The sequence below is a fragment of the Corynebacterium tuberculostearicum genome (genome assembly GCF_013408445.1).
Taxonomy (GTDB): domain Bacteria; phylum Actinomycetota; class Actinomycetes; order Mycobacteriales; family Mycobacteriaceae; genus Corynebacterium; species Corynebacterium tuberculostearicum.
Genome location: NZ_JACBZL010000001.1, coordinates 1,931,636 through 1,957,807, shown reverse-complemented (window position 1 = coordinate 1,957,807; position 26,172 = coordinate 1,931,636). Strand labels below are relative to the sequence as shown.

Below are 26,172 nucleotides of genomic sequence, written 5' to 3'. Positions count from 1 at the left end.
GGCCCAGATTTTACCCGCGCCAGATATATGGCTCAGGGCTGAGTCGATCGGGCGCAAATTGCGCGAGCAGCTCCGCGGCACTATGGGCTTCGTACCCCAGCGAGGCCGCCAGCTGCTTGACGACGTCCCCCTCCTCTCCCATCTCCCGCATGGTCACCGCCCCATCGCGCTTGGCCAGGCGCTCGCCGGATGCATTGAGCACGAGCGGGACGTGGATATACTCCGGCGGTTCGATGCCGAGCAGCGAGGCGAGATAGGCCTGGCGCGGCGCGGAGGAGAGCAGATCATCGCCGCGGACCACTTGGTCGATGCCTTGGTAGGCATCATCGACGACGACGGCCAGGTTATAGGCCCAGCCGGTGTCTTGGCCGCCGCGGCGCAGGATGAAGTCATCCACGTCGCCCGTATAGGTGCCGTGGAGGGCGTCGTGGATGGTGAAGGTGGGGACGTCGGCAAGCAGGCGAAGGGCAGGTTGACGATTCTGGGCCGCAAGCTCGGCGCGCTTGGCCGCGCGCTGGTCTTCGGTGAGGTTGCGGCAGGTGCCCGGATATTGGCCGGGAATGGCGTGCGGGGCGCGGGAGGCCTCGCGAATGTCTTTACGGGAGCAATAACACTCGTAAGTGGGCAGCTGGGCTAGGGCCTGCTCATAGGCGGCGTCGCGATCGTGCTGGTAGATGACCTCGCCGTCCCAGTCCAGCCCGAGCGCGCGCAGGTCCGCAAGCTGGCGCTCGGCCGACTCCTGGGAGGAGCGCTGCTTATCGATGTCCTCCACGCGCACCACAAAGCGCCTGCCCGTCGACCGGGCGAAAAGCCACGCCAGAAGCGCCGTGCGGAGGTTTCCAAAGTGCAGATCGCCCGAGGGGCTTGGCGCGTAACGGCCGGCGCCGGTGGTCGCGGAATTCATGCCCACAGTCTACGGGCTGGCACAATGGCGGGCATGGAAAAATCGAACGGCGCTGAGGTGCGCTTCATTCCCGTCCGCTCCACCCTCTACCCCTGGCTGGTCACCGTGTTTGTGGTGACCTTCCTGATTTCTAATATCAACGCCACCAAGGGCGTCCAGCTCGGCCCGCTGGTGACCGACGGCGCCTTCTTCCTCTTCCCGCTGGCCTATATCGTCGGCGACGTGCTCTCGGAGTGCTATGGCTTCAAATCCACCCGGCGCGCGGTCTACATCGGCTTTGCGATGGCCATCCTGGCGGCCGTGTGCTTCTATATCGCCATCTGGCTGCCGGCGGCCGATTTCTACGAGGGCCAGGAGGCCTTCGCCGCCACGCTCGGCCTGATGCCGCAGATCCTGGCCGCTTCGCTGGCCGGCTACCTAGTGGGCCAGCTCCTCAACGCCTGGACGCTGACCGCGATGAAGAAGCGCTCCGGCGAAAAGGGCCTCTTTGCGCGCCTCATCGCCTCCACCGTGGTGGGCGAATTCGGCGATACGCTGTTGTTTTGCGCCATCGCCGCGCCGGTCATCGGCGTGGACACCGTGGGCGGGTTTATTAACTACGTCATCGTGGGCTTCGTGTGGAAGACCCTGATGGAGGCCGTCATGCTGCCGGTGACGGCCGCGGTCATTAAGTGGGTGAAGAAGCGCGAGGACTATTTGCCGGCGTAATAGCGGCCGAGGAATTCATCGCGGTAGGCCTCGTAATATCCGCCGTCGATGGCGGCGCGGATATTATCCACCAAGCGAATCATGAACTCCACATTGTGGATGGTGCACAGCGTGCCGGCGAGGAATTCCTTCGCCTTGAGCAGGTGGTGCAGGTAGGCGCGGGAGTAATTCTCAGATACGTAGCCGCCGAATTCCTCGTCCACGCCGGCAAAATCCCGCTTGAAGCGCGCATTGGTGAGGTTCATGCGGCCGTCAAGGGTGTAGACGCCGCCGCGGCGCGCCAAGCGGGTAGGCGCCACGCAGTCGAAGGTATCGGCACCGGCCTCGACGGCGGTAAAGATATCGTCCGGCTCGGAGATGCCGAGCAGGTGGCGCGGCTTGTCCTCGGGTAGATCATCGCAGACCCATCCGACAATGGTGCCCAGGTTTTCCTTCTCCAGCGCGCCGCCGATGCCGAAGCCGCCAAAGCCGCGCTTGCCGTCCTCGCGTGCGGCGCGATCGAGGTCGAGCAGGCCGCGGGTGGCCTGGCGGCGCAGGTCCTCGTACTGCGCGCCTTGAACAACGCCCCACAGCGACTGCTTTGGGCGGTGGGCGCGCTCGCGGGTGAGGCGATCGTGCTCATCCAGGCAGCGCTTGGCCCAGCGGTGCGTGCGGGCGACGGATTCTTCCTGATAGGTGCGCGTATCAACCAGCGTGGTCAGCTCGTCGAAGGCAAACATGATGTCTGCGCCCAGCCCGTGCTGGATCTGCATGGACTTCTCGGGGGTAAAGCGGTGCTTGGAGCCGTCGATGACGGATTTAAAATCCACGCCATCCTCGTCCACCTGCGCCATGCGTTCCTTCTTGGCGGCGCGGATGTCCTTATCGCTGAGATCCGCAACGTCCATCGCCAGGACCTTTTTGAAGCCCACGCCCAGCGACATGACCTGGAATCCGCCGGAGTCGGTGTAGGTCGGGCCGTGCCAGTTTTCAAACTCGGCCACGCCGCCAGCCTCATCCACGATATCGTGGCCCGGCTGCAGGTAGAGATGGTACGCATTCGACAGGATGGCCTGCGCACCGGTAGAGCGAATCTGTTCCGGGGTCAGCGTCTTGACCGTGGCTTTGGTGGCCACCGGGATGAAGGCCGGGGTCTGGATATCACCGTGCGGGGTGTGGATGACACCGCTGCGGCCGTGCTTACCGGGGCCTTCGGGCAGGCGCTTGCCGACGTCGAAACTCAAGTCCATCTTTACTCTTCTTCCTTGTGTGCAGGGCTAGGGGTTGGGGCTGGGGTGGCGTGTTTAGCTTCCCATTCTTCTTCCAGGGCGGTGCCTTCGATATCCAGGGTGGGCAGAATCTTCGCCAGCCACTTCGGCATCCACCACGTCGCGCGGCCCATGAGGAACATGGTGGCAGGGACGAGGGTCATGCGGATAAAGAAGGCGTCGAAAAGCACGCCGGCGGCCAGGGCAAAGCCGAAGATCTGGATGAAGGGCAGCGGCTGGTTAATAAAGGCCACGAAGACCGAAATCATAATAATGGCCGCGGCCGTGACCACGCGGGCGCCTTGGGTAAAGCCGGTGATGGTGGCCTCGTCGACGGCGTTATATCGCCCGCCGGTGCCCTCCGGGTGGCGAGAAATGTGCTCGCGCATGCGGGTGACGAGGAAGACCTGGTAATCCATCGCCAGGCCGAAGGTCACGCCGATGAGGAAGATGGGCATGAAGGAAATCAGCGGGCCCGGCGCGGGAACCAGGTTCCACAGGCCTTCCTGCCAGACCAGGACGGTCAGGCCGAAGGCGCCGCCGACGGACAGCAGGAAGCCCAGGCCCGCAACCAGCGGCACCAGGATGGAGCGGAAGACCAACAGCAGTAGCACGATGGCCAGGCCCACAACGATGGCCAGGTACGGCGCCATGGCTTCCTCGAGGCGCTCGGTGATATCAAGCTGCACGGCGGTCAGGCCGGTCAAGCCGATGTCGGTACCGGTGGCGTCTTCGATCTCGCTGGTGGCCGAGCGCAGCGCGTGTGCAACGTTGACCGTCGCGGCGTCCGTCGGCGCGGTTTCTGGGGTGACCATGATCTGCGCGGCGCGCTGGTCCTGGCTCAGGCCGACGATCTGCGCGTGCTTTACGCCGCCCAGCCCCTTGAGCTGATCCGCGGTGTACAGGAAGGACGCGAGCGCGGCCTTATCCTCCGGCGAGGAATTGTCGGCAGCGTCTGCGGAGGTGTCTACTACCTCTGCGGCCGGGGCGATTTCCGGCTCGGCCTCGGCCTCGGGCTCGGGCTGGTCCGGCTGCGGCTGCTCAGGGGCAGCGTCCTCCGGCGCACCGCCCTCCGGCGCAACGTCCTCTGGTGCAGCGCCCTCGGGGGCAGGGGCTGGTTCGGGCTGGGATTGGGCGTCGACAAGCGGGGCGAGGGCGCCGGCATCCGCGTTGACCGTATGGGCGTCGACCACGGCGAGGAAGGGGCCATTGACGCCGGGGCCGAAGCCCTCGGACATGATGTCGGCGGCCTTGCGCTGGGTGGTATCGGGATTGGAAGTGGTATCGGCCGGAAGGGCGAGCTCCATGTGGAGCACCGGCGCGGTCATCGCGCCCAGGGAGAGCACAACCAGCGCCATGGCCAGGCCGGGGACCTTCTGAACCAGGCGCACCCAGCGGTTGCCCATGGTGGGGCCGCGGCGGCGCTTGCCCTTGCGGGTCGGGTTGCCGGCCACGCCAGGGATGCGGCCATTGAAGGCCTTATCGCCCAGCAAGCCGAGCATCGCGGGGATGAGCGTAAGCGAGACCAACACTGCGATGGCGACGGTGCCGGCGGCGGCCAAGCCCATAGCCGTCAGGAAGCCGATGCGCGCAATGAGGAGCGCAAAAAGCGCAGTAAAGACGGTCGCGCCGGCAAAGACCACGGAGGAGCCCGCCGTGCCCACCGCCATGCCTGCGGCATCGGGCCCGTCCATGCGGCGGCGCTCGGCACGGTAGCGCGAAAGAATGAACAGTGCGTAGTCGATGCCCACGGCTAAGCCAATCATGATGGCCAGGACCGGAGTCATATTGTTGAGCTCAATCCAGTGGGTGGCAATGAGCATGCCCAGCGCGCCTAGTCCCACGCCAATGACGGCGGACACCAAAGGCATACCCGAGGCCACCAGGGAGCCGAAGGTAAAGATGAGCACGATGAAGGCAACGCCGAGGCCGATGATCTCAGAGGTGGAATTGACCGCGATTTCATCGCCAAAGCCGGCACCATTGCCTTCTACCGTGAGGCCGCGGTCGCGGGCAATATTCATTGCGTCGGTAACGGTGTCTTTGTCGGCCTGTTCCACGCTATAGGGCGATTCGGCGTCGAAATTGAAGGTGGTATAGGCAATGGTCTCGTCATCATTGACCATGGCGAGGTTGTCCGCATCCGCGCGGGCGGATGCTTCCGGTAGCCCCATATCCGTGAACTGATGGATCACCTGGTCCTGTAGGCGAGGTGAGACCTCAAGCGGGTTGCCAAAGCGCGTGGTATCGCCCATCTCTAGGTTGTCCTCGAGGTAGGAGATGGTGGCATCGATGGCCTCGCGGTTGGCGGGATCAGAAAGCTTCTGGCCGTCTGGAGCCTTGAAGACCACGTTGACCGAGGGCGAGTTGGCAGGGTTGCCGCCCTCTGGGAAGAGGTCCATGGTCTTGTAGGTGGCGTCGATGGACGGGGTTCCCTTGATGGAGAACTCGCTCGTCATCGGTTTCATCAGCAAGGCGGCGGCACCGCCGACGGCGGCGAGCAGCAGCAGCCATGCCACGATGACCTTCCACTTATGGAGGAAAGACCAGCGCCCAAGACGATAAAGCAGTTTAGCCACGGGTAGATGTACCTTCGCATTCGCGTGGGGGACGGGTTGAACTTTGCCCTAGTGTAGTGGCCATACCCCACAATCCCCTATCACGAAGCCACCTGCGTCCCAGTTTTCACAGCTGGCGGCCAGCCAGCCGGATTCCCCGCGCCTGCCGGAAAATTGGACAAAAGAAAATCCCGACCTGCGTAAACAGGCCGGGATCCCGGTGCGGTGGCGGCGGGATTTGAACCCGCGGTTGGGGGTTACCCAACAATCGCTTTCGAGGCGATCACCTTCGGCCGCTCGGACACGCCACCGCGTTCCAGATTACGGGAGTAGGCCCGAGCGACAAAATCGCTGCGCCGGCGGGGTGCCAGCGCAGCGAGATGCGGAAACGAGGGACGAGGATTAGTCGTCCTTCAGGCCACCGATAACCTCGTTGGCCTTGTCCTTGATGCCTTCAGCGGCGTCAGACAGCTTGTCCTTAGCCTCGGAGGTGACCTGGTCGGCCTTGCCCTCGTTAGCTACGTCCTTGTTGTCGGTAGCTTCGCCGTAGGCTTCCTTTGCCTTGCCTACGAGGCCATCCTTCTTGTTTTCCAAATCGCCCATAATCACTCCTTTGAGTAGACAGTTGTTGTATGACCACCAGTGTACGCACGTTTAGCGCAGGCCGTCGAAGAAGTTTCGGAGCAACCCAGCGCACTCGCCTTCGAGGACGCCGCCGCGGACCTGCGGGGTAAAGGGGGCGGTGGGGGCACGGAGGACATCGATAAGCGAGCCGCACGCGCCCGTCTTGGGCTCAAAGGCGCCGAAGACCACGGAAGACACCCGCGCGGCCTGCAGCGCACCGGCACACATGGCGCATGGTTCTAGGGTGACAACGAGTTCGCAGCCGGAAAGCCGCCAGCCATCGCCGTGCACGCGGACGGCCTGGCGAATGGCCTCGACCTCGGCGTGGGCGGTGGGGTCCGCAAGCTCTTCGCGGCGGTTGACGCCGGTGGCAAGTTCGGTTCCGGCGGCGTCGTACAGTACCGCACCCACGGGGACGTCGCCGGCCGGCGCACGCTTGGCGACGTCGAGGGCGCGGCGCATCCGAGCCTCAGCGCGCAGCAAGGGCTCAGGCGTTATCAATGACGTCTTCCAACTCATCGCCAAAGCCGAGCTCGCCGGCGATGCGCAGCAACATATCGGAAGGCCAGTCCTCATCATTGTCAATGATGTATCCCACCTGGTCCTCGGATAGACCAAGATCAGCGAAGATATCGAAATCGCCCTCGCCATAAGGATCGGCCTCTTCGGGGTCCACATCCGGGATTTCATGATCGTTGATATCCATGAAATCGGCGGCGAAGTCATCGTCGACACCATAGGTGGCGTCCGAGATGAGCATCTTTACCCCGCCCGGCACTGGGCGCACGGCAATAAAATAGGCATCCTCCACGCACAGCAGCGCGAACGCAGCGCCCTCGGAACGCAGGCTGCGCACCGCATTGATGGAGGTCTGCGGATCCTCAAAGTCATCGTTGAAGCTGCGCACCAGCCATTGGCCCGCGTTGCGGGCGACGGTTACTGCGAAGGAGTAATTTTCGTTGCTCATACCTCGTGAGATTAGTCGTGTTGTGCCACAATTGTCATCGTGAGTTCTCAAGATGTTCAACGCCCTATCTGCATTATTGGCCTCGGCCTCATCGGCGGCTCTTTGCTGCGCGATCTCGCCGGATACAATCACCCCGTTTTTGGCTACAACCACTCCACTTCTGGCGCCCGCACTGCAGTAAAGCAGGGTTTTGACGTCACCGATGATCTTCCGACGATTTTGACCCGCGCGGAGACGGAGAACGCGCTCATTGTCATAGCCGTGCCAATGGGCGCGGTGGGCGAGGTACTCGACGCCATTCAGGAGCACGCGCCGAGCTGCGGTATTACGGACGTCGTTTCCGTTAAGACGGCCGTGCGCCAGCAGGTACTGGAGCGCGGTATGGAGTCGCGCTATGTGGGCGGCCACCCGATGGCGGGCACGTCCCAGTCCGGCTGGGATAACTCGCAGAAGGACCTGTTCCGCCGCGCGGCGTGGGGCATTACCTATGACTACGCCGCCGAGTGTGAGGCGCGCGGGGAAAAGATTCCGAAGGAGTGGATTGAGACCTTCACCGAGGTCGTGCGCATGACCCAGATGGTGCACGCAGAGGCGGTGCCTATCCGCGTGGCTAATCATGATGCCGCGGTGGCGCGCATTTCCCACCTGCCACACGTCTTTGCGGAGATCCTCGCCGTGGTCGGCGATAATGGCGGAATCCTGGCACAGTCCCTGTCCGCCGGTTCTTTCAAGGACGCCACCCGCGTGGCCGGCACGCACCCAGAGCTGGTACAGCAGATGTGCGAGACCAATGCGCCGGCGTTGGTGGAAGCATTGGACGAAGCCTTGGACTTGCTGCGCGATGCCCGCGAGAAGCTCGACTCCCCCGAACCTTCCATCGCTGAGCTTTCCGACGCCGGCTATCGCGCCCGCACCCGCATCGATGCCCGCTCCGGCGCGCGCAAGGAATCGGTTTCCCCGGTCAAGATTTCTTCCCGCCCAGTGCTGCGCCTACACCCAGGCGGCCCGAACTGGGTGGCGCAGCTGCGCCAATCCGAGTCCCTGGGCGGGCGCATCGAGATTTTCTAACGCTTTCGGCCCCGCAGGCCAGGAATGCGAGATGCTACCGCGGCGGCAATAAGACCTAGCACTGCTATGCCGGCATAAAGCCAAGGGTGGTCGGCGCTAGTCTGCGGGGTTTTCGGCGGTTCGGGAGTGGTTTCCGCGGTGAGAATCGCTTCCTTATCGCGCCCGCTCACTACTCCCTCGATCCAGTCCTTGGTGCCGGCCAGCGTGGTAATAGCCGCACTAGGTGAAGGCAGGTCTGGGTCCCCGTTCGCGGTGCCCGCGGTGGCCAAACCGGCAAGCTTTCCGTCTACGAAGAAAGGACCGCCGGAGTCGCCGCCCTGCATGCCGGCTCGGCCGGTGGAGTGTACGTCGAGGATGGCGCTTTCAATTAGTGGCATCGGACCATCTGGCGCCCCACCCGGCATCGCTTCGCCGGCCGGTACGCTTTCTGTCCCCTCTGGTGCACTGAGCCCCGGCATGGCCTCGGCCGCGGGAATGCTTTCTCCGCCAGCGGCATCCTCGGCGCCATCCTCGGCCGCGTCTGCGGCGCCTGGTTCGGTGGAGCTAGCGGGGCCAGCAGGGCCGGCGCCGAGGAGCTCAGCCACTTCCATCTCCGCCTGCGGCAGCTGGCCGCGGCGCGCCATGGAGGAACTGCTGCTCCAGCCGTAAAGCGTACCGCGCTGGCCAGGTTCTGGCACGTGAGCGGAAATCTCAGCCGGGGTGGTGTCGGTGACGGGGGTGGTGAGGTGGAGAAGGGCGGCGTCGGAAAGCGGGGATAGCGCCCACGAATCGGCGTCGTAGGTGGTGCCATTGATGCGGGCCTGCGTGCCCTCGTTATTGACGGACTCGAGGCAGTGGCGGGCGGTGAGCACCCACTGGGCGGCCACGAGGGTGCCGGTGCAATCGCCGAAGCTGCCCACGCGTCCTATCTTGAGTTGGGCGACGGTACGGGCTTCCGGGGAGTCCGGAGCTGGTTCGCCGTGTTCGAGTGCAGTGGCCGGGGCGGCAGTCAGTGCCACGATGCTGGCGGCGAGCAAGGCAGGGAAGATTTTGTGCTGCATGATTAGTCCTTCTTTCCGGCAGGAACGGCGATGGCGATAACTTTGGCGACGGCCCATTCGGCCGGCCCCTTCCCTATCAGGCGGCGCCATAGGCTCGCGAAGACGAGGAAGAGGGCGATGAACGCGCAGGCCCAGGCGGTGTTGTGCAGGGAGACGTGGCTCTGCCAGTAGTAAGCGGTGAGTACATGCAGGATGTAGATGCTCAGCGACATTGCCCCCAGCGCAGCAAAGGGATACGCCAGCTTAGGCACCACTCGACCGATAAGCAGGCATAAGTGCAGGACGATCGCGGCGACGGCGATGGATAGGACAATCTCTCCCAGCACGCCGGTGTGGCCGGTAAAGCGCAGCCAGCCAGGCATGTCCGGGGCAAAGCGGAAGTAAAAACCGGCAGCGGCGACCACGGCGGCGATGCCGGTGGACACCCACTGGGCAGCGGCACGGGAGCTGCGGATATAGACCTCATAGAGCAGCATGCCAGCGAGGAAATAGGCGCAATAGGCCAGCAGCGGATAGACCTGCGGCAGGGTCAGCGGCGCATATTTTATGGTCGCGGCGGCGGTGGCAGCGGCGAGGAGCAGGAGCTTCCACCACCAGCGCAGCGGCGGGACCCAGGACACCAGGATCATCGTGATACCGATGACCACGAGGACGATTTGAATCTCTCCGCCCACGGGCAGCAGGACGAGGCCGATAAGCGTAATTATGCAGCCGCGAGCGATGATGCGCAGGAACGTCGTCGCCGTGAAATCGCGGGACATAAGCATCAACGTGACGCCGGCTAGAACGGCGAATAGTGCGGCGGGCAGGCCATTTAAAATGACCTTGGTATGCCACACCAAGGAGGCCATATGCAGAACTATCATGCCGATAATCGCAAGTGAACGGGCTATATCGAGCCCTACAATGCGCGAGGGTGCTAACACCTAGCGTTCTCCTTCAAGACGGAGGGGAACGCGTCGCCGCACTCCCCTTGTTAATAAAGACTTTCTTTTTCTACTAAGTCTGTCTGGAAGGTTGCTGCGAATATTTTATACTTGTCCTGCATTTTATAAGTGGATTGCGTGAGACTTGTGCCTGACTTATGCGGGTGCCGTGAGGAGCGGCGTGGTGCGGACCTAGTCGCGGAAGGAACTATCGCGGCGCTTGCGCGAACGAGAAGGATCGGCGGCCAGTTTTAGGAGCGGGGTTGCAGCGACCCCAATGCCTAGGCCAACCAGGAAGAGCCAGAAAATGCCGGACCCCAGCCATAGCATGAGGCCAAGGATGACACCGGCGATGAGGCCGGAGACGAGGGCGGAAGACTTCATAGATCGAGACCTGGGTGGGACGGGCTGAGATACAAGAAAAGCCGCCCGAAGGCGGCTGATTTTGTGCGCCCGGAGGTGTCTGGTTCGGAGACATCGTTCCGCATGTCTTATGAGATAGTTCCGGTCTAACCAGCACTAATGTCTCATTACATCGATCCGGTAGAAAACTCTGAAGTTAAATTTGCCCGGCCGCGACAAAAAGTGATGTCTCGAGACATCGATCCTCCATGCTTTAAAAATGGAGCAGAAATCAAAACCAAGCCCAAAAATCATCATCGAAACCATGCTTGCTACCGGCATGACTCAAGCCGAAGCAGCTGACCATTTCGGCGTCAGCACCAGATGGATCCGAACACTTCAAGCCCGCTACCGAGAAGGCGGAATCAACCGCCTAGAACCACGCTCTAAACGCCCGCGCACTAATCCCCGAGCGCTCAACCCCAGCACTGTCGACCGCATACTTAAACTGCGCCAGGACCTCACAGAACGCGGCACTAACGCCGGAGCCCATACAATTCGCTGGCACTTGCAGCAAGAGGGAATCGACCCACCACCAGCACCATCCACAATCCACCGAGTGCTCGCAAACAACGGTCACGTCATCGCCCAACCACAAAAGCGTCCTCGCAGCTCATGGATACGATTTCAAGCAGATCAACCCAACGAAACATGGCAAATGGACTACAGTGACTGGACCATCGCAGGTCACAAGCGAGTAGCTATCCTCACCATCTTGGACGACCATTCCCGGTTCATCATCTCCTGCTGTGCCTACAACAATGCCACCGTGGGAAACGTCATAGAAAGCTTCATTAATGCAGGCCAGACACACGGCTACCCCCAGTCCACCCTCACCGACAACGGCCGAGCATTCACAACCAGCACAGACCGGACAAACCCCGCGCGAAACGGATTCGAGCAACTGCTCATAGACCTAGGAATCAAGCAGAAAAACGGTAAACCCTACCACCCCCAAACACAAGGAAAAGTTGAACGCTTCCACTACACCCTTAAACTAGCCCTAGCAAGCAAAATACCAGCTCAAAGTCTCGATGAACTCAACTCTCAGCTAAAAGAAATCATCGAATACTACAACCACAAACGCCCCCATAGAGCCCTAAACAGAACCACCCCCGCAGAAGCCTACACAGCACTGCCCAAAGCTCTCCCAGCAGACATCAAACCAGACCACGACTACCGCCTACGCACTGACAAAGTAGGCACCAACGGCAAGACAACCCTGCGATGGGGTGGCAAACTACGCCGCCTCTACATCGGGCGCCGATGGGGCGGCGAACCAATCACCATGGTCTGCATCGACAACCGCGTAAGCATCAAAATAACCACCACTGGGGCACAAATCGCCGCCTACACACTCACCGAAGAAAAAATCTATTACAACAAGAAAGACAACGAACTTGACCCCCAACAGGGCAACTGAAAACGAAAAATCTCGAGGCATCGACCGGAACGATGTCTCGAGACTTCACATTGTGCGCCCGGAGGGATTCGAACCCCCAACCTTCTGATCCGTAGTCAGATGCTCTATCCGTTGAGCTACGGGCGCAGACCGTTGGTAAGCAGTGCGTGTGCTCTGCTGTGCAACGAGAATTTACTATACCCACGGTACGGAAAACTAACAAATCGCCTGTTCACCCGGTGTTTACCTGGCTGGAATGAGGGCGGTTAGGATCGGTTTTCCCGCTATCTAAAAATTCAGCCAGCACAGTAACGGATGTAGCCATTCCCTAATGACGCTGGTGCTCTTTAGGGAATGGCTACGGACTCCGCTCTGGAACTAGATGGACAGGCCGAAGATTGGCACTGCCAGCAAGTACACCGTCAGGGTGATGAGGACGATGCCGATGATATTGAGGCCGAGGCCGCCCTTGATCATCTCGCCAATCTTGACGTAGCCAGAGCCATAGGCAATGGCGTTCGGCGGGGTGGCAACTGGGAGCATGAATGCGCAGGTTGCCGCGAGGGCCACCGGAATGGTGAGGAGAAGGACGTTGATATCGCCATCGGCAGTAAGCCCCACACCCACGGCGACGCCACCCATAATCGGAATAAACGTAGCCGCCGTCGCCGTATTGGAGGTGATCTCCGTCAGGAAGAGCACCAGCGCAGCCACGGCAGAGACGATGAGGACAACGGGCAGGACGCTAAGCCCCTTGGCCATTTCACCAATCCACAGGGACAGGCCGGAGGAATTAAAGACCGAGGACAGCGACAGGCCACCGCCGAAGAGCAGGAGGACGTCCCACGGCATTTCATTGGCCGTCTTCCAGTCCAGCAAACGGATGCGGCGCTGGTTATCCGCGGGGAGGATAAAGAGCAGGATGCCGGCGGCAATGCCCACGATGGCATCGTCGTAGTTCTCAAATTCCTTGAGCACCAGCGGCAGGGTAACCCAGGCTGCGGCGGCGAGGATGAAGATGATGCCGGTCATGATTTGGGGGCGGGTCCAGGGGCCGAGGGCTTCAATTTCGTCGTTGATAAGCTCGCGGCCGCCTGGAATATCCTTCATCTCCGGCTTGAAAACGGTGATGAGCAGTGCCCAGGCAATCAGCAAGAAGATTGCTGCAAGCGGCACACCGACCGCCATCCACCGCCCGAAGCCAAGGGTAACGCCCCAGGTATCGGCCATATATGCGTTGAGGAAGGCATTCGGCGGGGTGCCGATGAGCGTACCCAGCGAACCGATGGAGGCGGAATACGCGATACCCAGCATCAGTGCCGTGGCAAACTTCTTCTGTTTATCCCAGCCGCCTACAGTTTCCGCGGTCAGTGCCAGCACCGAGGTGCCGATCGGCAGCATCACCACTGCCGTAGCGGTATTAGATACCCACATGGACAAAAAGCCGGTGGCCAGCATGAATCCCAAGATCAGGCGCTTGGGCGAGGTACCGATGATCTTCACCACGTACAGCGCTAGGCGGCGGTGCAAATTCCAGCGCTGCAGGGCAAGCGCAATAAGGAAGCCACCCATGAACAAGAAAATGGTGGCGGACGCGTATGGGGCACCCACCTCTTTAATCGTGCCCACCCCGGCGAGCGGGAAGATGACCAGCGGCAGCAGCGCGGTGGCAGCGAGCGGGATGGCCTCGGTCATCCACCACACGCCCATCAAGATGGTTACGGCGGCCACGGTGCGGATGGCACTGAGCGTGTACTCGGCCTCCGGATCCGCACCCGCGGAGCCCTGTACGGTCTCGATCGCATTCGAGGGGAAGATAAAGAAGACCAGTACGGCCAAACCCAAGCCGATGAAGAGGCCGATGAACTGGCGGCGCCACTCGCTGCGCGGCGCTCCGGGGGCCTCGTCACCTTCGGTGTGGGCGGTAGATTCGTGAGTATGCGGGGTGGTCATACCGCGCGCTCCTTCACATAGAGAGGATTGTGCTGTGGGATATGCTCCGTATTTCCCAGTTTATTAGCTAGGCCGAAGCAGCAGACTGAAAGTTATCCAGTTCACTGCGAAGCATGCACTGACCATACAAAACATGTGACGCAGAAACCATATCCCGCCACACGCAGCCACCCCCGCACCCCCGTAGAGCACACACTACACCTGCCCGAAACCAGAAATGACCCCACCACTTCCCCACCCCCGAACCGTAGGGAGGCGCGCTAGATACCCAGCACGGTCTTGGCAATCAGGAAGTAGATAATCAGGCCCGTGGCATCACAGAAAGTAGAAATGAAGGGGTTGGAAAAGACCGCCGGATCGGCGCCGATGGTCTTAGCCACGATGGGCATAAGCCCGCCCACGGTCGCGGAAATGGAACAGATCAAAAACAGCGTCGAGCCGATGACGAGGCCGATGCTTAGGCCATAAACCAGGGTGGCCAGCGCCAGGCCAGCTAGTCCCAGCACAGCGCCGAGCAGCATGCCGACGCGCAGCTCGCGCCACATGACGGCGAGGAGATCGCGCGTGCGGACGTCGCCCAGCGCCAAGGCACGCGTCACCGTGGTCGCCGCCTGGTTGCCGGTATTTCCACCGGTACCGGTCAGCAGCGGAATAAAGAGCGACAGGACCACGGCCTTGGCCAGTGTGCCTTCAAAGGAATCCAACACCTGCACCGTCAGCAGCGCAGAGACAGCCAGCACGAGCAGCCACACGATGCGCGAGCGCACCAGCTTGAGCAGCGGCGTGGACAGGTACGGCTGTTGGAGGGCCTCGGTACCGCCGGCGCGAGCGGAGTCCTCGCTATCTTCTTCCTCTACGATATCGGTGGCATCATCCCACGTCAGCAGGCCGACAAGGCGGTGCGACTCATCCACAACGGGCAGCGCCAGCATATCCAGCGGCAGGAACCACCGCGCGGTTTCCTCCGCATCATCGCCGGCCTGGGCAAAGACGGGTTCCTGCATAATATCGGCCATGGTGAGTGCGGCATCGGCAGTAAAAATCTCGCGCAGGCTGACCACGCCTACCAAGCGCCGGTCCTCGCGGGTAATGGGCACGGTATAGATGGTCTCTAGCTCGTGTGCGGTTTCCCGCAGCTTGTACAGGGCATCCCGCACGCTCATCTCTGGGTGGATGACGGGAACCTCGGGCGACATGCGGCGGCCCACCGATCCCTTGTCATAGCCCAGCACCACGCCCGTGACATCACGCTTGGATTGCGTCAGCGAGCGCAGCAGGCGGTCCGCAATTTCCGCGGGCAGCTCATCCAACAAGGCCACGCGGTCTTCTGGGTCGAGCTCATCAAAGAACTCATAGACATCGGAATTTCCCAGCTCATCGATGATATCCGCCTGGTGCTTAGCATCTAGGGCGTCAAAGACGGCGATCGATTTTTGGCGCGGCAACAGGCGCAGGGCCAGCGCCGCGCGGATGGCATTTTGCCGCTCGACGACGGCGATGAGATCCTGCAGCGGCACCTTATCCAAAAGTTCTTGCAGGCGCGGGGCCTTGTGTGGATCGATGGCGTCTTCTTGTTTCAGCCACGCCTCGACGATATCGCTAGCCTGCTCGGTGGTCTCCGCCATCGGCCCTGCCCTGCCTTTCTTGCCTCTGGGATGAAGCTCCCAGAGTATTAGTTACAGCCCATTTAGACTACGCCATACTGCAGGGAATGCCGCTAGCCGGCAACCTGCCGGTGACCGGTTACCGCAAGGTGCGGCGTATCCCCGTCCAACGTGAGGTTTCCGGTGAATTCTTGGGTAGCGCAGCAGGCCGGGTCATCATCAGCATAGGCACGCCAGGTAACGGTGACCGTGTCCTTGGTCCACTGCAGCTGCTGGATATGCCCACGCGCTGGTGGCATTCCCTCGCGCTCCCAATCATCCACCTTGGTGATGTAATTCAGGTCGTTGTCATAGATGAGCAAGTTATCCGGCCATCCCGTACCGCCCTTGTTGCAGACGTAGGTAATAACGGCTTCGTCCCTGCCATCGCCGTTGATATCCGCGTAGGCGCCCTTCGGCGTATCGTCCTGATTCAACTTCAGGCCCGCCGCGGCGACGTCGAAAAGCATCCCGGTCTTAAGATGCTGTGGCAGCTGGCCACCTTCCAAGTTGCCCGCTTGGTTATCGCACAACGCCGGCACCCACAGGGAATCGAGGGCCTCTACCGGGATGATTTTATTTTCCCCGCCGCCCTCGGTGCCCTTGTCTGCATCGTTTTCATCTTTAGCCGCTGCGGCTTCGGTGGTGGTTTCTACTGCTGGGGAGCCCGTGGCCGAGGACTCAGTCTCGGCTTCAGTATCGGACGCGGCCGCCGCAGAGGTGCTCGGGGCGGTGCCGGTGAAATTCGGCTTATCCGCGGGCCCGGCGGACTCAGGGGAATTGGAACACCCACCCAAGGCGGCGACGGCGGTCGCCGCGAGGACGACAAGAGGGAGAGATAGGGATTTAGGCATAGGCATAATATACAGCGACACGGTTCCCCGAGCCGGGTGAAAACCTAGAAGAAAAGGCCCCACAGTGCGAAGGAGGCCAGCAGGGACACGAGTCCCGCGGTGCTCGCAAGGATGACCGCGTGCGGGAGGGAGCGGTGGGCGGATAAGGCGGCGTCGACAAGCGAGGCACGCTGCCACACCGCCAAGGCCAACGCCACAACGCCGGCGGCGAGAAAAACCAGCGGCAAAAAGACATGCACGCTTACCGCCCGCATTACGCCCAGCACCACCAAGGACAACGCCAAAAGGGTGCGCTGCCACGATAGGCGGGTGCGTTCGGGCTGCAGGCCGGGATCAAAAAGTGGGCTAGCCAAGGAACTCGCCCACTACGAGCGCGCCCGCTACCACCATGATCACCACGACGAGCACCGGGATAGCAAAGCTAAAGGGCAACGGGCGTTCCTCGCGCATTGCGCGTTCGGACTGCTTCCAATGCACCCACGCCACCAGCGGCAGAATAATGGCGACGACCAGCATGAATACCGACACCGCAGAACGCAGACCGGCCGGCAGCGGAACGTCAAAGGCCTCGAGCGCCACGCCGCCAGCAATCAACGCCAAAGACGTGCGGATCCAAGCCAAAAACGTGCGCTCATTAGCGAGCGTGAAACGCGGATCAGGGTCGGTGCCAACCGCAAACACCGAGCGGGGAAACCTCGAGTCACTCATGTCCACCACCTTATATTCATTTTCGGTTTGAGTCCCAATAAAGGCGCACTGCGCAGCATCCTCCCGTATTCTCAACAGTGCAGGCCAGCCCCTACGCGAAGGAGCACCTCGCTATGTACCTGCCCCAAAGCCCCCTGCAATTCGATACCTCGCCGGGCCTGCGCTTCGCGCGTGCCGCCCGCATCGCGGGCGTACACAAACCACACCCACACCCCAAGCGCTCGGCCCTGCGTGAGGCCATTGCCGCCGCCGGTCCGGCGCCCGGACGCAATGCCTCCCTATCCCTCTTTATGGTCGTAGGGATGGTCTTCGGGCTAACTGGCATCCTCACCTCCGCTTTTCCTCTGGTGCTGCTGGCTGCCCGTGCGCCCCTTATTGGATTCTCCTTGCTCGGGATAATCCTTTGTGCAGCTATCTGGGGTATCCGCCGCGCATTGTCGTACCGCAAGCGAATCCAGCAGGCCTGGGATAATAACTGGCTAGTCTTCTACCCGGCCCTAGTAGGAAACCTGGTCAAACGCGGTTCCGAAACCAGCAACGGCAAGACCACCTATATGTACAGCACCTGCCTCATGGTGCTGCGCCCCGATGGCGGCACCGACATAGTAGAAGGCCTGAGCGCCACGGGCCTGCCGAGTCCCGCTCAATTGGAAAGCTCCGGCACCTGCCTAGCTGGCCACCCGGATGAGCTACGCGTGGATTTTGAACATAATAATGGCTGGACCCTCTACGCGGTGATAGACGGCGCCCCGATCGATTCCGGCACCATCGGCCATGGCTTAACCCACGAACAGATTGCCGCCGCCCTTACCGTAGCTGAACGCGACTGGGTGCCCCGCTTCATGAATTAAGGAGCACCACCAGGCACCACATCTAAGTTCACCGCCTGCACGCCGCGAGGTTATAGTCGGGCCCATGATTGAAGTTGCTGCCGTAGTTTTCCGCAATTCCTTGGGGCATGTTCTCACCGTACGCAAGGAATCCTCCACCAAGTTCCAGTTACCTGGAGGCAAGCTTGAGGCTGGCGAAACCCCCGCACAGGCCGCAGCCCGCGAGGTCGCAGAGGAAATCGGTGTGGAGGTCCGTCTCCCGGAGCTTTCCCCGCTCGGAACCTTCGACGCGCCGGCCGCCAACGAACCCGGAGAAACCGTGCGCGGACGCATCTTTACCTATCCGCGCCCCGTCCTTGCCCGCGCTGCCGCAGAAATTGCCGAAATCGCGTGGGTAGACCCGACCAACCCGGATCGCGAGCTCGCCCATCTCTTGCGTGACGAGGTCTTTCCTGCCCTAGAATCCTAAGGCCCCGCTTAGTCTCTTGGGAATTTCCTATTGCGGCTCTTAAGAGGGCAACCTAGAGTTATTTTCATCAGAATTGAGTGATGAAAGGACTGACCCCCATGCCGCAGCAATCCACACCGGGACCTATCGTGACGATTACTTTCCTCGCCCTAGGAGTCATTAGCTCTGTTATCGCCATTCTCATGGTGCCTGCCCTCTTCCACGAGGTCACTTCCCTACGCGCTGCGGCTTTTACCGGAAGCTTCATCTTCGGCGTTGGCATGCTCACGCTCTTCCGCCGCTGCGCCAAGTACCAGCGCAAATAGCAGATTTCTCCGCTGCACGGAGCCGACGAGAATAGAAAACGCGAATTAAAAAATCCCGAGCGCGCTCGCTCGGGATTAAATGGCGGAGATGAGAGGATTCGAACCTCCGGACCCCAGAAGGGTCAACTCCTTAGCAGGGAGCCCCATTCGGCCGCTCTGGCACATCTCCACGGTTCTCAAGGAACCTCGTTTGAGAATACCTGCCTGCCCCGCTGCTGCCAAACTAGCCCCCTGCTTTCACGCCCGCAGCAAAGACGCAGGCCCTAAAGTGGGAGGCATGATTCGCCCAGACCTGAAAGCCATCCCCGCCTACGCCGCCGGCGCGCGCAACGATGACGCGCTCAAGCTCTCCTCCAACGAGGCCGCGCACCCGCCGCTGCCGGAGGCGGCCGCGGCCATGGCGGAGGCCGTGACGAAGGCTAACCGTTACCCGGATATTGCGGCCACCGCGCTGCGCGAGGACCTCGCCGCGCACCTAGGTGTGGATCCCGAGCAGGTAGCGGTGGGCACCGGATCGTCGGCGCTGTGCCAACAGTTGGTAGAAATTGCCGCTACCCCTGGTGAAGAAGTCCTCTTCCCGTGGCGCTCCTTCGAGGCCTACCCCATCTTCGCCCAGGTAGTCGGCGCCCACCCCATCCCGGTTCCGCTAGGTGCAGACCAGCGCGTGGATCTGCCGGCCATGGCGCAGAAGATTACGGACAAGACCCGGCTTATCTTCGTGTGCAACCCCAATAACCCGTCCGGCACCACGGTGACCAAGGACGAGTTCGCCGCTTTCATGGATGCCGTGCCTGCCGACGTCCTCGTTGCCCTCGACGAGGCCTATATCGAATACAACCGCGCCACCAACATTCCGCTGGGTACGGAGCTAGTGGGCACCTATCCCAACCTGGTGTGCCTGCGCACCTTCTCAAAGGCTTATGGCCTGGCCGGGGTGCGCATCGGTTATGCCTTTGGCCCGGAAAATATTATTGAGGCCCTCAATAAGGTGGCCATCCCCTTTTCCGCCAGCACCGTGGCGCAGGTTGGCGCCCGCGCAGCCCTGGCAGCGCAGGATTCGCTGCGGGAGCGCACTGATGAGGCCGTCGCCCAGCGCGAGCGCCTAGAAGAAGCCTTGCAGGACTGGGGAGTGCCGCATTCCGAGGCAAACCATGTCTGGCTGCCGGCCGCGAATCTGGCCCGCCTTGGTACCCCGCAGGAAGTGGCCGCTCGCCTGGCCGAACGCGGCGTGCTCGTGCGCGCGTTTAGCGAAGGCATACGCATTACCGTGACCACCGAAGAAGAAACCGACACCCTGCTGCAGGCGTGGAACGCAACCATAGGAGGCTAAATGCGCTCACTCATCAACTTTGTCCTGAATGTCTTTGCCATCGCGGTGGCGCTGTGGGCGGTAGTTGCCGTCATTCCCGGCATCACCATCACCCCAGCAGAGACCGGCAACTTCATCGCCATCGCCATCGTCTTCATCATTATTAATGCCGTGGTCATGCCGGTCCTGCGCGTCCTCGGCGCGCCGCTGACCTGCCTGACGCTCGGACTTTTCTCCCTCGTCATCAACGGCGCCGCGCTCATCATCGTGGAGTGGACGCTCAATTCCCTGGACCTGGGAATCGGCCACCTCGTCATCGACTCCTGGGGCGCCGCGATCATCGGCGCCATCGTGCTGTCCATAGTCAGCAGCGTCATCAACTTCTTTACTAGCCCGCTGCGGCAGCGCGACTAGCCGCCCGCAAACGGCGGCAGGACGTCCACCCGGGTAACACCAGCCAGCGGGGAATCCATGGCGGTGTTCCCGGCGCCGTCGATAAGAAAGCTACAGCGCCCCAAGACCTCTTTCAGGCTCATGCCGGCCTCGGTGGTGCCGGTATGCTCCTCGCTCAGCTGCGCCACCAGATCACCCAAGGTGGCGGGGGCTTCTACCTGCTCAGAAGCCACGCCCGCAGCGGCGCGGGCGGCGGCGAAATAGTGAACGGTCAACATGCCCTCTACTATGCCCCGCACGCCCATGCCATGTCGAGACCGCGGGTAAACTAGCCGCCATGCGCACACCCGAGACTCACGCGCGCGAGGTCGCAGCGGCCCTGCCCGCACGCCAAGCCACCACCGTGCCCCTCACCCAGGCGCAGGATATGGTTCTAGCTGCAGACATACACGCCGGCTTCCCCTCCCCTCGCTTTGATAACTCCCAGATGGATGGCTACGCCCTCCCGCAGTGCGCGGCCGGGACCTACCCGGTGGGCCCCACCATCGCGGCCGGCACGGAGCCCGCCCAGGTACTCGACGGCCCGCTTGCCAGCGCCTGCCCCATCATGACCGGCGCCAAGGTGCCGGATGGAACTGCAGCAATCGTGCCCATCGAGCGCTGCGAACCACAAGAATTCCTCTCCCCGGGCGGCCGCATCACCGTGCCAAAGACGTCGCCAGGCCAATTCATCCGCCGCACCGGCTCGGACCTGGAAGAAAGCGCCCTCCTCGCCGCCCGCGGCGATAAGCTCACGCCGGTGCGCTTGGCCGCCCTCGCTTCCCAAGGAATCGACGAGGTAGAGGTCTACCGCCCCGCCCGCATCCTCATCTGCACCGGCGGCGCGGAAATCGGCCACGGCAGCGCCGCCATTCCGGATGCCAATGCGCCACTCTTAACGGCAATGGCCCGCCGCGCCGGCATCGACGTCGCGGGCTATATCACTACCGACGATGACCCGCAGGCCCTAGAACTAGCCTTCACAGAAGCCATCGCGCAGCACCGCCCGGACGCCATCATTACCTCAGGCGGAATCTCCGCCGGGAAATTTGAAGTAGTCCGCCAGGTGCTCGATGGCTGGTTCGGCCATGTGGACCAGCAACCCGGTGGCCCGCAGGGCATCGCCACTTTCCACAACACCCCAGTGATCTGCTTGCCCGGAAACCCCATTTCCACGTTGGTAAGTTTCCGCCTCTTCGTCGCGCCTGCGCTCGGCTGGGCACCAGAGCCTTTCCACGTCCCCCTGGCCGCGGGCATCGAGGGCCTCCCGCACAAGGACCAATTTCGCCGCGGGCGCGTCGATTCCCACGCCCATATCCTCGGTGGTGCCAGCTCCCACCTGCTCGCCCAAGCGGCAGACGCCACCCATCTCATCCGCATCCCTGCCGGTCAACGCCTTGAAGAAGGCCAGGAAGTGGAGGTTTACCCACTATGAGCGCACAGCGCACCGCCATCGTCATCGTCGCCTCTACTCGCGCCGCCGCGGGCATCTACGACGATCGCTCCGGCCCCATCGCGGTGGATTTCTTGCGCCGCAAGGGCTTTGACTGTCCCGACGCACGCATCGTCCCCGATGCCGAAATCGCCGCCGCCGTTGCCGCCGCCTTCGCCGAAAAGCCCGCGGTCATCCTGACCTCCGGCGGCACCGGGCTGACGCACGATGACCGCACGGTAGAGGCCGTCGCCCCACATATCACCCGCGAGCTGCCCGGCATAGCGGTGGCCTTCTGGCAGAAGGGATTGGAAAGCGTACCCACCGCGGTAGCCTCCCGCGCCATCGCCGGCGTCAATGACTCCACCTTTGCCATGACGCTTCCCGGTTCCACCGGCGGGGTAAAAGACGGCTGCGCGGTTTTGGAAGAATTAATCGTTCCGATCGTCGATATGTTAGAAGGAAAACATGAGCACTGATCCCTCCTATGTGGCCGAGCAAACCGGTTGCACCATTGGCACGCTTCTGAGCGATCAACCCCTTGAATCCCTCCTTGCCGCTGCCAAGGAAGAGGCCGCCACTGCCGCCATGGGTGCCGTCGTCACTTTTGAGGGCATCGTCCGCGATCACGATGGCGGCCGGCCGAATGTCACCCTTCTTTCCTATAGCGCCCACCCATCCGCGCCGGAGAAGCTACAAGAAGTCACCGATTCCGTCGCTGCCAACCACCCAGTGCGCCTGTGGGCCGCCCACCGCACGGGGGATCTCAAGGTCGGCGACCTCGCCTTTGCCGTAGTAGCGGCCGCCGCGCACCGCGGCGATGCCTTCCGGGCCGCCGAGGAATGCGCCGATCGGGTCAAGGCGGAAGTCCCCATCTGGAAGGAACAAAGCCACGGCGATGGCTCCACCAATTGGGTGGGTCTGGAATGAGCATCCGCTATGCCCGCCAGGAAGCGCTCTGGGGCGAGGAAGGCCAGCGCAAGCTCAGCGACGCGCACGTAGCGGTCATCGGCGCCGGTGGCCTGGGATCCCCGGCCCTGCTTTACCTCGCCGGCGCGGGGGTGGGCCGCATTTCGCTTTTCGACGACGACGTGGTCTCCCCCTCCAACCTGCACCGCCAAGTCATCCACACCACCGCCGCCATCGGCACACCGAAGACGGATTCCGCCGCGGCCACCGTCCGCGCACTCAATCCAGAGGTGGACATCACCTGCCACGGCCGCCTCGAATCAGCGACGGCACTTGAGCAGCTGCGCGGCTGCGATCTCATCCTCGATGGCACCGATAATTTCGACGCCCGCTACCTCAGCTCCTGGGCCGCCCACGAGCTCGGCATCCCGCACGTATGGGCCTCCATCCTCGGCTTCGATGCCCAGCTCAGCGTTTTCTGGTCCGGCCACGGCCCCGTCTACGAGGATGTCTTTCCTACAGCTCCCGCACCCGGCGAGGTTCCCTCCTGCTCGCAGGCCGGAGTCTTAGGCCCAGTGGTCGGCGTTGTCGGCTCAGCCATGGCGCTCGAAGCCCTCAAACTCATCACCGGCGTAGGCACCCCACTCATCGGCACGCTCGGCTACTTCGACGCCCTATCGGGTACCTGGGAATACATTCCCCTCCAGCCCACCGGCGCACAGCCTACTCAGCCTGCCGACGCCCCCGAGGTCCGCGAGATTCCCCCACACGCCCCGCTTATCGACGTCCGCACCTCCCCCGAGCGTGCCCAATCCGCGATCCCCAATTCCACACACTTCGAACTCGACCGCATCCTCGCCGGCGAAGACCCCGACATCGAACCAGATGCTGCGGCCGTTATCTATTGCGCCAGCGGCATCCGCTCCGCCCAAGCGGTGGATATCCTCCGCAAACGCGGCTTCACCAACGTCGTCTCCCTACGCGGCGGCATCAATTCCTGGCTCGAGCAGCAGTAACCGAATTCCCCTTGGCAAGACCGCAGCCTATCGGTCGATTTTGGTCTTACGCTCCTTATTCCGCGCAAAAAGGAACCATACAAGTGGCCCGAGGAACGGGTAGGCAAACGCCGCCATCACCAGCAATATCTTGACGCCTCCGCTATATCCCGAACGGATGATGGAAATGAGAGAGGCCACCCAAAAGACCAACAAGGCGATGACGATGACGGCTCCTAGCCCGCTCCATAGCCAGTCATACGATGCCGGTATCTGGTCCTCGGCCAAGTAGGAAATATAATTTGTCATAGTCGCCTCAACGTTAACGGTGTTTGAAAGTCCGTACCTCACGGTAGGAATTCAATGTAAACGCTGTCTGGCCGTGGACTTAATTTTCACTGTCACCCCGCGAAACCGCCCAAAACGTGAGTAGGCACCCTACCGAATCGGTAGGGTGCCTTAATACTGCACTCCCTCACTCAGAAGCTATAAGCTTCTATGCTCCTTTAACTTAGAAAGGAAGCTTAGGCAGCTGCGGCAGCTGCAGGTTCAGCTGCTTGCCCAAGAACGGGAAGATAGCAGCGATTGCGCCCAGCACGCCAACTACGATGCCAGCGATGCCCAGCGGGGACAGCTTGGAGGAGCTTTCCTTGCCCTCGCCCTCGGTCTCGGTCTCGGTCTTACCGCCCTCGGTCTCGGTCTCGGTCTTACCGTTTTCTTCCGGAGCCGGGGTGTTGTCCTTGTTCTTGTTGTTGATAGCTGCGATGAGCTGCTCTAGGAGCTCCTGCTGCTTAGCGGACTCCTCAGCGCGCTTCTCTTCCTGAGCCTTCTGAGCCTCGTCCTGTGCGGTCTCCTTCAGCTGCTGCGCGATGATCTTGTCATCCTCGTTGGAGACCTTCTTAACAGCCTCTTCCCAGTCACGCTCGGAGTCGATGGCCTCGTATGCCTTACGCTGTGCCTCTTCCTTCATGGCGTCGTAGACCTTCTCTTCGCCTTCCTTTGCCAGGGAGCCGTCGAAGTTGTCCAGGTCGCCGTCCCAGCCCTTCAGAGCCTTGACGTCAGCAGCCTTCAGACGAGCGGTGGTGTCGTCGATAGCAACGTTCAGGATGCCCTTAGGACCACCAGTGATGAGCTCTGCGTAAGCGGTACGCAGGGTCTTGGTCTGGCCGTCGATAACAACGTTCTTGTTCTGCGGGGACTCGCGCAGCTCAATCTCACGAGTGGAGACAGCGAAGCGAGCCTCGAGAGCACGCAGAACGCGAACCTGAGCGAATGCACGGTTCAGGAAGCCCTGGCGAACCAGAACGTCGGACTTCTGTGCTTCGCGGGAAGCGTCCTTAGCAGCTGCCACAGCCTCGTCGTAAGCAGCCTGAGCTGCCTCTACCTTGCCCAGCTCATCCTTGGCGGTGGAGATCAGGGTCTCCAGCAGACCGATGTAGTCGCGCGGGATGAAGTCGCCTTTTGCCTGGTCTGCGTCGCGCTCACCTGCGTGGTCGTATGCGTCTTCGTAGGTCTTGAGCGCAGCCTTGAGGTCAGCAACGGAACCGGTTGCCGGAACCTGCAGGTCCGGCTGGCCGCCCTGCTGGCCTTCAGCGTTAGCAGCCTTTACGGCCGGAGCGATAGCGGAAACAGCAGCAGCCTTAGCAGCCTCTAGCGCCGCCTCCTTGGAGTCTGCGTTGTCCCAAGCCTTGTTAGCTGCCTCGTCCTTCTCCAGTGCGTAAGCAACGGAAGCGCGTGCATCCTGAACGTTCTGCTCAGCCTGTGCCAGCTGCTTGCCTGCGTTCTCAGCCTCACGCTTCAGGTTCTGGAATGCAGCCTCTTCGGACGGGTCGAGGCCGTCGGTAGCTGCCTGTGCAGCGTTGTGGTACAGGTCGTACCACTGGTTGTGGTTCACGATGTAGTTCGCAGTAGCGTCGGTCTTGTTCAGCAGGGCACGCTCAGAGACGTTGTTAGCAACTACACCCTTAGCAGCGGAGTTGTCAGCCTCGTTGAAGCCGCCACCGATGGTGTTAGAAACAGCGTTGTCTTCTGCGAAAGCGGGAACAGCCAGACCGGAGACACCGGTAGCAACTGCAACAGCGCCAGCAAGAGCGGCGGTACGAACACGGTTCTTGAACATATTTTCCCCTAAAGAGAGTTGAGTTTGGGTCAGTGAGAATTATCTTTCGATAACCGTCGTGTAGGGCGACGCGAGCGATGTTCCAACGAATGAACTTCTCATTCTCAACATTCAGTGCAGCTTTTGTCGCTGGAAATGACACTATCCAACAAGCAAGCTCGCTTCCAGCCCAATCCAATCGCGTTGGCAGGTAATTTTCAGGCAATCCAGACTGGAAATCCTCCATTTTTGCTGGTCATCACACACAGAATTGGAGGCCCCTGGAAAAATAGGAACCAGCGCCCGTGTGGCAATTGTGAATATTGAGACACAGTTTTACCCCCATACGGGGCGTGCATAATTTATTTCTTTTTATGCATTTTTTCGAC

General features: G+C 61.6%; 29 protein-coding genes and 3 tRNA genes. 12 read left to right on the top strand and 20 right to left on the bottom strand.

Going from position 1 to position 26,172, the window contains the following annotated elements; translation table 11 throughout:
- Window positions 1-10: 10 nt before the first annotated feature.
- Window positions 11-904 (bottom strand): tRNA glutamyl-Q(34) synthetase GluQRS, encoded by an 894-nt coding sequence (gene gluQRS / locus BJ985_RS09165; protein ID WP_150851312.1) that lies wholly within the window; start codon window positions 902-904, stop codon window positions 11-13.
- A 33-nt stretch (window positions 905-937) separates the two neighbouring features.
- Here gluQRS and BJ985_RS09160 point away from each other — a divergent pair, with 33 nt between their 5' ends.
- Window positions 938-1,612, top strand: a complete 675-nt coding sequence (locus tag BJ985_RS09160) for a queuosine precursor transporter (RefSeq protein WP_179387271.1) — start codon at window positions 938-940, stop codon at window positions 1,610-1,612.
- Here the strand turns inward: BJ985_RS09160 and tgt are convergent.
- From tgt to BJ985_RS09130, 6 genes are all read right to left on the bottom strand, one after another.
- Window positions 1,597-2,841 carry a tRNA guanosine(34) transglycosylase Tgt gene (gene tgt, locus BJ985_RS09155; protein ID WP_179387270.1) on the bottom strand — a complete coding sequence of 415 codons (1,245 nt, stop codon included), beginning with the start codon at window positions 2,839-2,841 and terminating at the stop codon, window positions 1,597-1,599. The two genes, BJ985_RS09160 and tgt, sit on opposite strands and share 16 nt — an antisense overlap.
- A 2-nt stretch (window positions 2,842-2,843) precedes the next feature.
- A complete protein-coding gene (locus BJ985_RS09150; protein WP_179387269.1) occupies window positions 2,844-5,438 on the bottom strand; it encodes an MMPL family transporter in 2,595 nt (864 codons plus the stop codon).
- A gap of 202 nt (window positions 5,439-5,640) precedes the next feature.
- A tRNA-Ser gene (locus BJ985_RS09145) sits at window positions 5,641-5,728 on the bottom strand.
- A 91-nt stretch (window positions 5,729-5,819) separates the two neighbouring features.
- Window positions 5,820-6,020, bottom strand: coding sequence for a CsbD family protein (locus BJ985_RS09140; RefSeq protein ID WP_005323174.1), 201 nt, complete (start codon window positions 6,018-6,020; stop codon window positions 5,820-5,822).
- A gap of 51 nt (window positions 6,021-6,071) precedes the next feature.
- Window positions 6,072-6,503 (bottom strand): nucleoside deaminase, encoded by a 432-nt coding sequence (locus BJ985_RS09135; protein ID WP_005323175.1) that lies wholly within the window; start codon window positions 6,501-6,503, stop codon window positions 6,072-6,074.
- Between the two features lie 25 nt (window positions 6,504-6,528).
- Window positions 6,529-7,008: a tRNA adenosine deaminase-associated protein gene (locus BJ985_RS09130; protein ID WP_005323176.1), complete on the bottom strand. Its 480-nt coding sequence runs from the start codon at window positions 7,006-7,008 to the stop codon at window positions 6,529-6,531.
- A gap of 39 nt (window positions 7,009-7,047) precedes the next feature.
- On the opposite strand from BJ985_RS09130, the gene BJ985_RS09125 reads away from it, so the two are divergent.
- Window positions 7,048-8,076 carry a prephenate dehydrogenase gene (locus BJ985_RS09125; RefSeq protein ID WP_179387268.1) on the top strand — a complete coding sequence of 343 codons (1,029 nt, stop codon included), beginning with the start codon at window positions 7,048-7,050 and terminating at the stop codon, window positions 8,074-8,076.
- Here BJ985_RS09125 and BJ985_RS09120 read toward each other — a convergent pair.
- The 3 genes from BJ985_RS09120 to BJ985_RS09110 form a co-directional block, all read right to left on the bottom strand.
- Window positions 8,073-9,116, bottom strand: a complete 1,044-nt coding sequence (locus BJ985_RS09120; RefSeq protein WP_179387267.1) for a trypsin-like serine protease — start codon at window positions 9,114-9,116, stop codon at window positions 8,073-8,075. The two genes, BJ985_RS09125 and BJ985_RS09120, sit on opposite strands and share 4 nt — an antisense overlap.
- 2 nt (window positions 9,117-9,118) lie before the next feature.
- Window positions 9,119-9,982 (bottom strand): DUF418 domain-containing protein, encoded by an 864-nt coding sequence (locus BJ985_RS09115; protein ID WP_218840705.1) that lies wholly within the window; start codon window positions 9,980-9,982, stop codon window positions 9,119-9,121.
- A gap of 252 nt (window positions 9,983-10,234) precedes the next feature.
- Window positions 10,235-10,426 carry a hypothetical protein gene (locus BJ985_RS09110; protein WP_005323180.1) on the bottom strand — a complete coding sequence of 64 codons (192 nt, stop codon included), beginning with the start codon at window positions 10,424-10,426 and terminating at the stop codon, window positions 10,235-10,237.
- A gap of 238 nt (window positions 10,427-10,664) precedes the next feature.
- Between BJ985_RS09110 and BJ985_RS09105 the strand changes: the two genes are divergently transcribed.
- Window positions 10,665-11,867 carry an IS481 family transposase gene (locus tag BJ985_RS09105; RefSeq protein ID WP_179387265.1) on the top strand — a complete coding sequence of 401 codons (1,203 nt, stop codon included), beginning with the start codon at window positions 10,665-10,667 and terminating at the stop codon, window positions 11,865-11,867.
- A 53-nt stretch (window positions 11,868-11,920) separates the two neighbouring features.
- Here BJ985_RS09105 and BJ985_RS09100 read toward each other — a convergent pair.
- The 6 genes from BJ985_RS09100 to BJ985_RS09075 all read right to left on the bottom strand — a co-directional run bounded on the left by BJ985_RS09100 (window position 11,921) and on the right by BJ985_RS09075 (window position 17,004).
- A tRNA-Arg gene (locus BJ985_RS09100) sits at window positions 11,921-11,993 on the bottom strand.
- 231 nt (window positions 11,994-12,224) lie between these two features.
- The gene (locus tag BJ985_RS09095; protein ID WP_005323181.1) at window positions 12,225-13,799 is read right to left on the bottom strand and encodes an SLC13 family permease; all 1,575 of its coding nucleotides are present in this window, start codon (window positions 13,797-13,799) and stop codon (window positions 12,225-12,227) included.
- Window positions 13,800-14,059: 260 nt separating this feature from the next.
- A complete protein-coding gene (gene mgtE, locus BJ985_RS09090) occupies window positions 14,060-15,424 on the bottom strand; it encodes a magnesium transporter (protein ID WP_179387264.1) in 1,365 nt (454 codons plus the stop codon).
- Between the two features lie 92 nt (window positions 15,425-15,516).
- Window positions 15,517-16,296: an LppP/LprE family lipoprotein gene (locus BJ985_RS09085; RefSeq protein ID WP_234447421.1), complete on the bottom strand. Its 780-nt coding sequence runs from the start codon at window positions 16,294-16,296 to the stop codon at window positions 15,517-15,519.
- A gap of 44 nt (window positions 16,297-16,340) precedes the next feature.
- The gene (locus BJ985_RS09080) at window positions 16,341-16,649 is read right to left on the bottom strand and encodes a DUF202 domain-containing protein (protein WP_005323186.1); all 309 of its coding nucleotides are present in this window, start codon (window positions 16,647-16,649) and stop codon (window positions 16,341-16,343) included.
- A complete protein-coding gene (locus BJ985_RS09075; protein ID WP_034668755.1) occupies window positions 16,642-17,004 on the bottom strand; it encodes a YidH family protein in 363 nt (120 codons plus the stop codon). Before BJ985_RS09075 ends, BJ985_RS09080 begins: the two co-directional genes overlap by 8 nt.
- Window positions 17,005-17,117: 113 nt before the next feature.
- Here BJ985_RS09075 and BJ985_RS09070 point away from each other — a divergent pair, with 113 nt between their 5' ends.
- From BJ985_RS09070 to BJ985_RS09060, 3 genes are all read left to right on the top strand, one after another.
- Window positions 17,118-17,855, top strand: coding sequence for a hypothetical protein (locus BJ985_RS09070; RefSeq protein ID WP_005329725.1), 738 nt, complete (start codon window positions 17,118-17,120; stop codon window positions 17,853-17,855).
- Between the two features lie 64 nt (window positions 17,856-17,919).
- The gene (locus tag BJ985_RS09065; protein WP_005323190.1) at window positions 17,920-18,303 is read left to right on the top strand and encodes an NUDIX hydrolase; all 384 of its coding nucleotides are present in this window, start codon (window positions 17,920-17,922) and stop codon (window positions 18,301-18,303) included.
- An 80-nt stretch (window positions 18,304-18,383) separates the two neighbouring features.
- Entirely contained in the window at window positions 18,384-18,608 is a 225-nt protein-coding gene (locus tag BJ985_RS09060; protein ID WP_034668758.1) for a hypothetical protein, read from the top strand.
- Window positions 18,609-18,688: 80 nt separating this feature from the next.
- Here the strand turns inward: BJ985_RS09060 and BJ985_RS09055 are convergent.
- Window positions 18,689-18,777 (bottom strand) — tRNA-Ser (locus tag BJ985_RS09055).
- A 108-nt stretch (window positions 18,778-18,885) separates the two neighbouring features.
- Here BJ985_RS09055 and hisC point away from each other — a divergent pair.
- Window positions 18,886-19,938 (top strand): histidinol-phosphate transaminase, encoded by a 1,053-nt coding sequence (gene hisC, locus BJ985_RS09050; RefSeq protein WP_005329730.1) that lies wholly within the window; start codon window positions 18,886-18,888, stop codon window positions 19,936-19,938.
- Window positions 19,939-20,331: a phage holin family protein gene (locus BJ985_RS09045; RefSeq protein WP_179387263.1), complete on the top strand. Its 393-nt coding sequence runs from the start codon at window positions 19,939-19,941 to the stop codon at window positions 20,329-20,331.
- Here the strand turns inward: BJ985_RS09045 and BJ985_RS09040 are convergent.
- Window positions 20,328-20,588 carry a MoaD/ThiS family protein gene (locus BJ985_RS09040; RefSeq protein ID WP_005329732.1) on the bottom strand — a complete coding sequence of 87 codons (261 nt, stop codon included), beginning with the start codon at window positions 20,586-20,588 and terminating at the stop codon, window positions 20,328-20,330. The two genes, BJ985_RS09045 and BJ985_RS09040, sit on opposite strands and share 4 nt — an antisense overlap.
- Before the next feature lie 59 nt (window positions 20,589-20,647).
- Between BJ985_RS09040 and BJ985_RS09035 the strand changes: the two genes are divergently transcribed.
- Genes BJ985_RS09035 through BJ985_RS09020 form a run of 4 tightly spaced genes read left to right on the top strand, consistent with a single transcriptional unit; the run spans window position 20,648 to window position 23,706 of the window.
- The gene (locus BJ985_RS09035) at window positions 20,648-21,784 is read left to right on the top strand and encodes a molybdopterin molybdotransferase MoeA (RefSeq protein WP_005329733.1); all 1,137 of its coding nucleotides are present in this window, start codon (window positions 20,648-20,650) and stop codon (window positions 21,782-21,784) included.
- Window positions 21,781-22,260 carry a MogA/MoaB family molybdenum cofactor biosynthesis protein gene (locus BJ985_RS09030; RefSeq protein WP_005323196.1) on the top strand — a complete coding sequence of 160 codons (480 nt, stop codon included), beginning with the start codon at window positions 21,781-21,783 and terminating at the stop codon, window positions 22,258-22,260. Before BJ985_RS09035 ends, BJ985_RS09030 begins: the two co-directional genes overlap by 4 nt.
- On the top strand, window positions 22,250-22,711 hold the full coding sequence (locus BJ985_RS09025; RefSeq protein WP_005323197.1) for a molybdenum cofactor biosynthesis protein MoaE: 462 nt from the start codon (window positions 22,250-22,252) through the stop codon (window positions 22,709-22,711). Before BJ985_RS09030 ends, BJ985_RS09025 begins: the two co-directional genes overlap by 11 nt.
- The gene (locus BJ985_RS09020) at window positions 22,708-23,706 is read left to right on the top strand and encodes a ThiF family adenylyltransferase (RefSeq protein WP_179387262.1); all 999 of its coding nucleotides are present in this window, start codon (window positions 22,708-22,710) and stop codon (window positions 23,704-23,706) included. The genes BJ985_RS09025 and BJ985_RS09020 overlap by 4 nt, the downstream gene beginning before the upstream one ends.
- Window positions 23,707-23,733: 27 nt before the next feature.
- Here BJ985_RS09020 and BJ985_RS09015 read toward each other — a convergent pair whose 3' ends face one another.
- Together BJ985_RS09015 and BJ985_RS09010 are read right to left on the bottom strand one after the other, a co-directional pair.
- Window positions 23,734-23,994, bottom strand: a complete 261-nt coding sequence (locus tag BJ985_RS09015; RefSeq protein WP_179387261.1) for a hypothetical protein — start codon at window positions 23,992-23,994, stop codon at window positions 23,734-23,736.
- Window positions 23,995-24,196: 202 nt separating this feature from the next.
- A complete protein-coding gene (locus BJ985_RS09010; RefSeq protein ID WP_179387260.1) occupies window positions 24,197-25,804 on the bottom strand; it encodes a hypothetical protein in 1,608 nt (535 codons plus the stop codon).
- Between the last annotated feature and the right edge of the window lie 368 nt (window positions 25,805-26,172).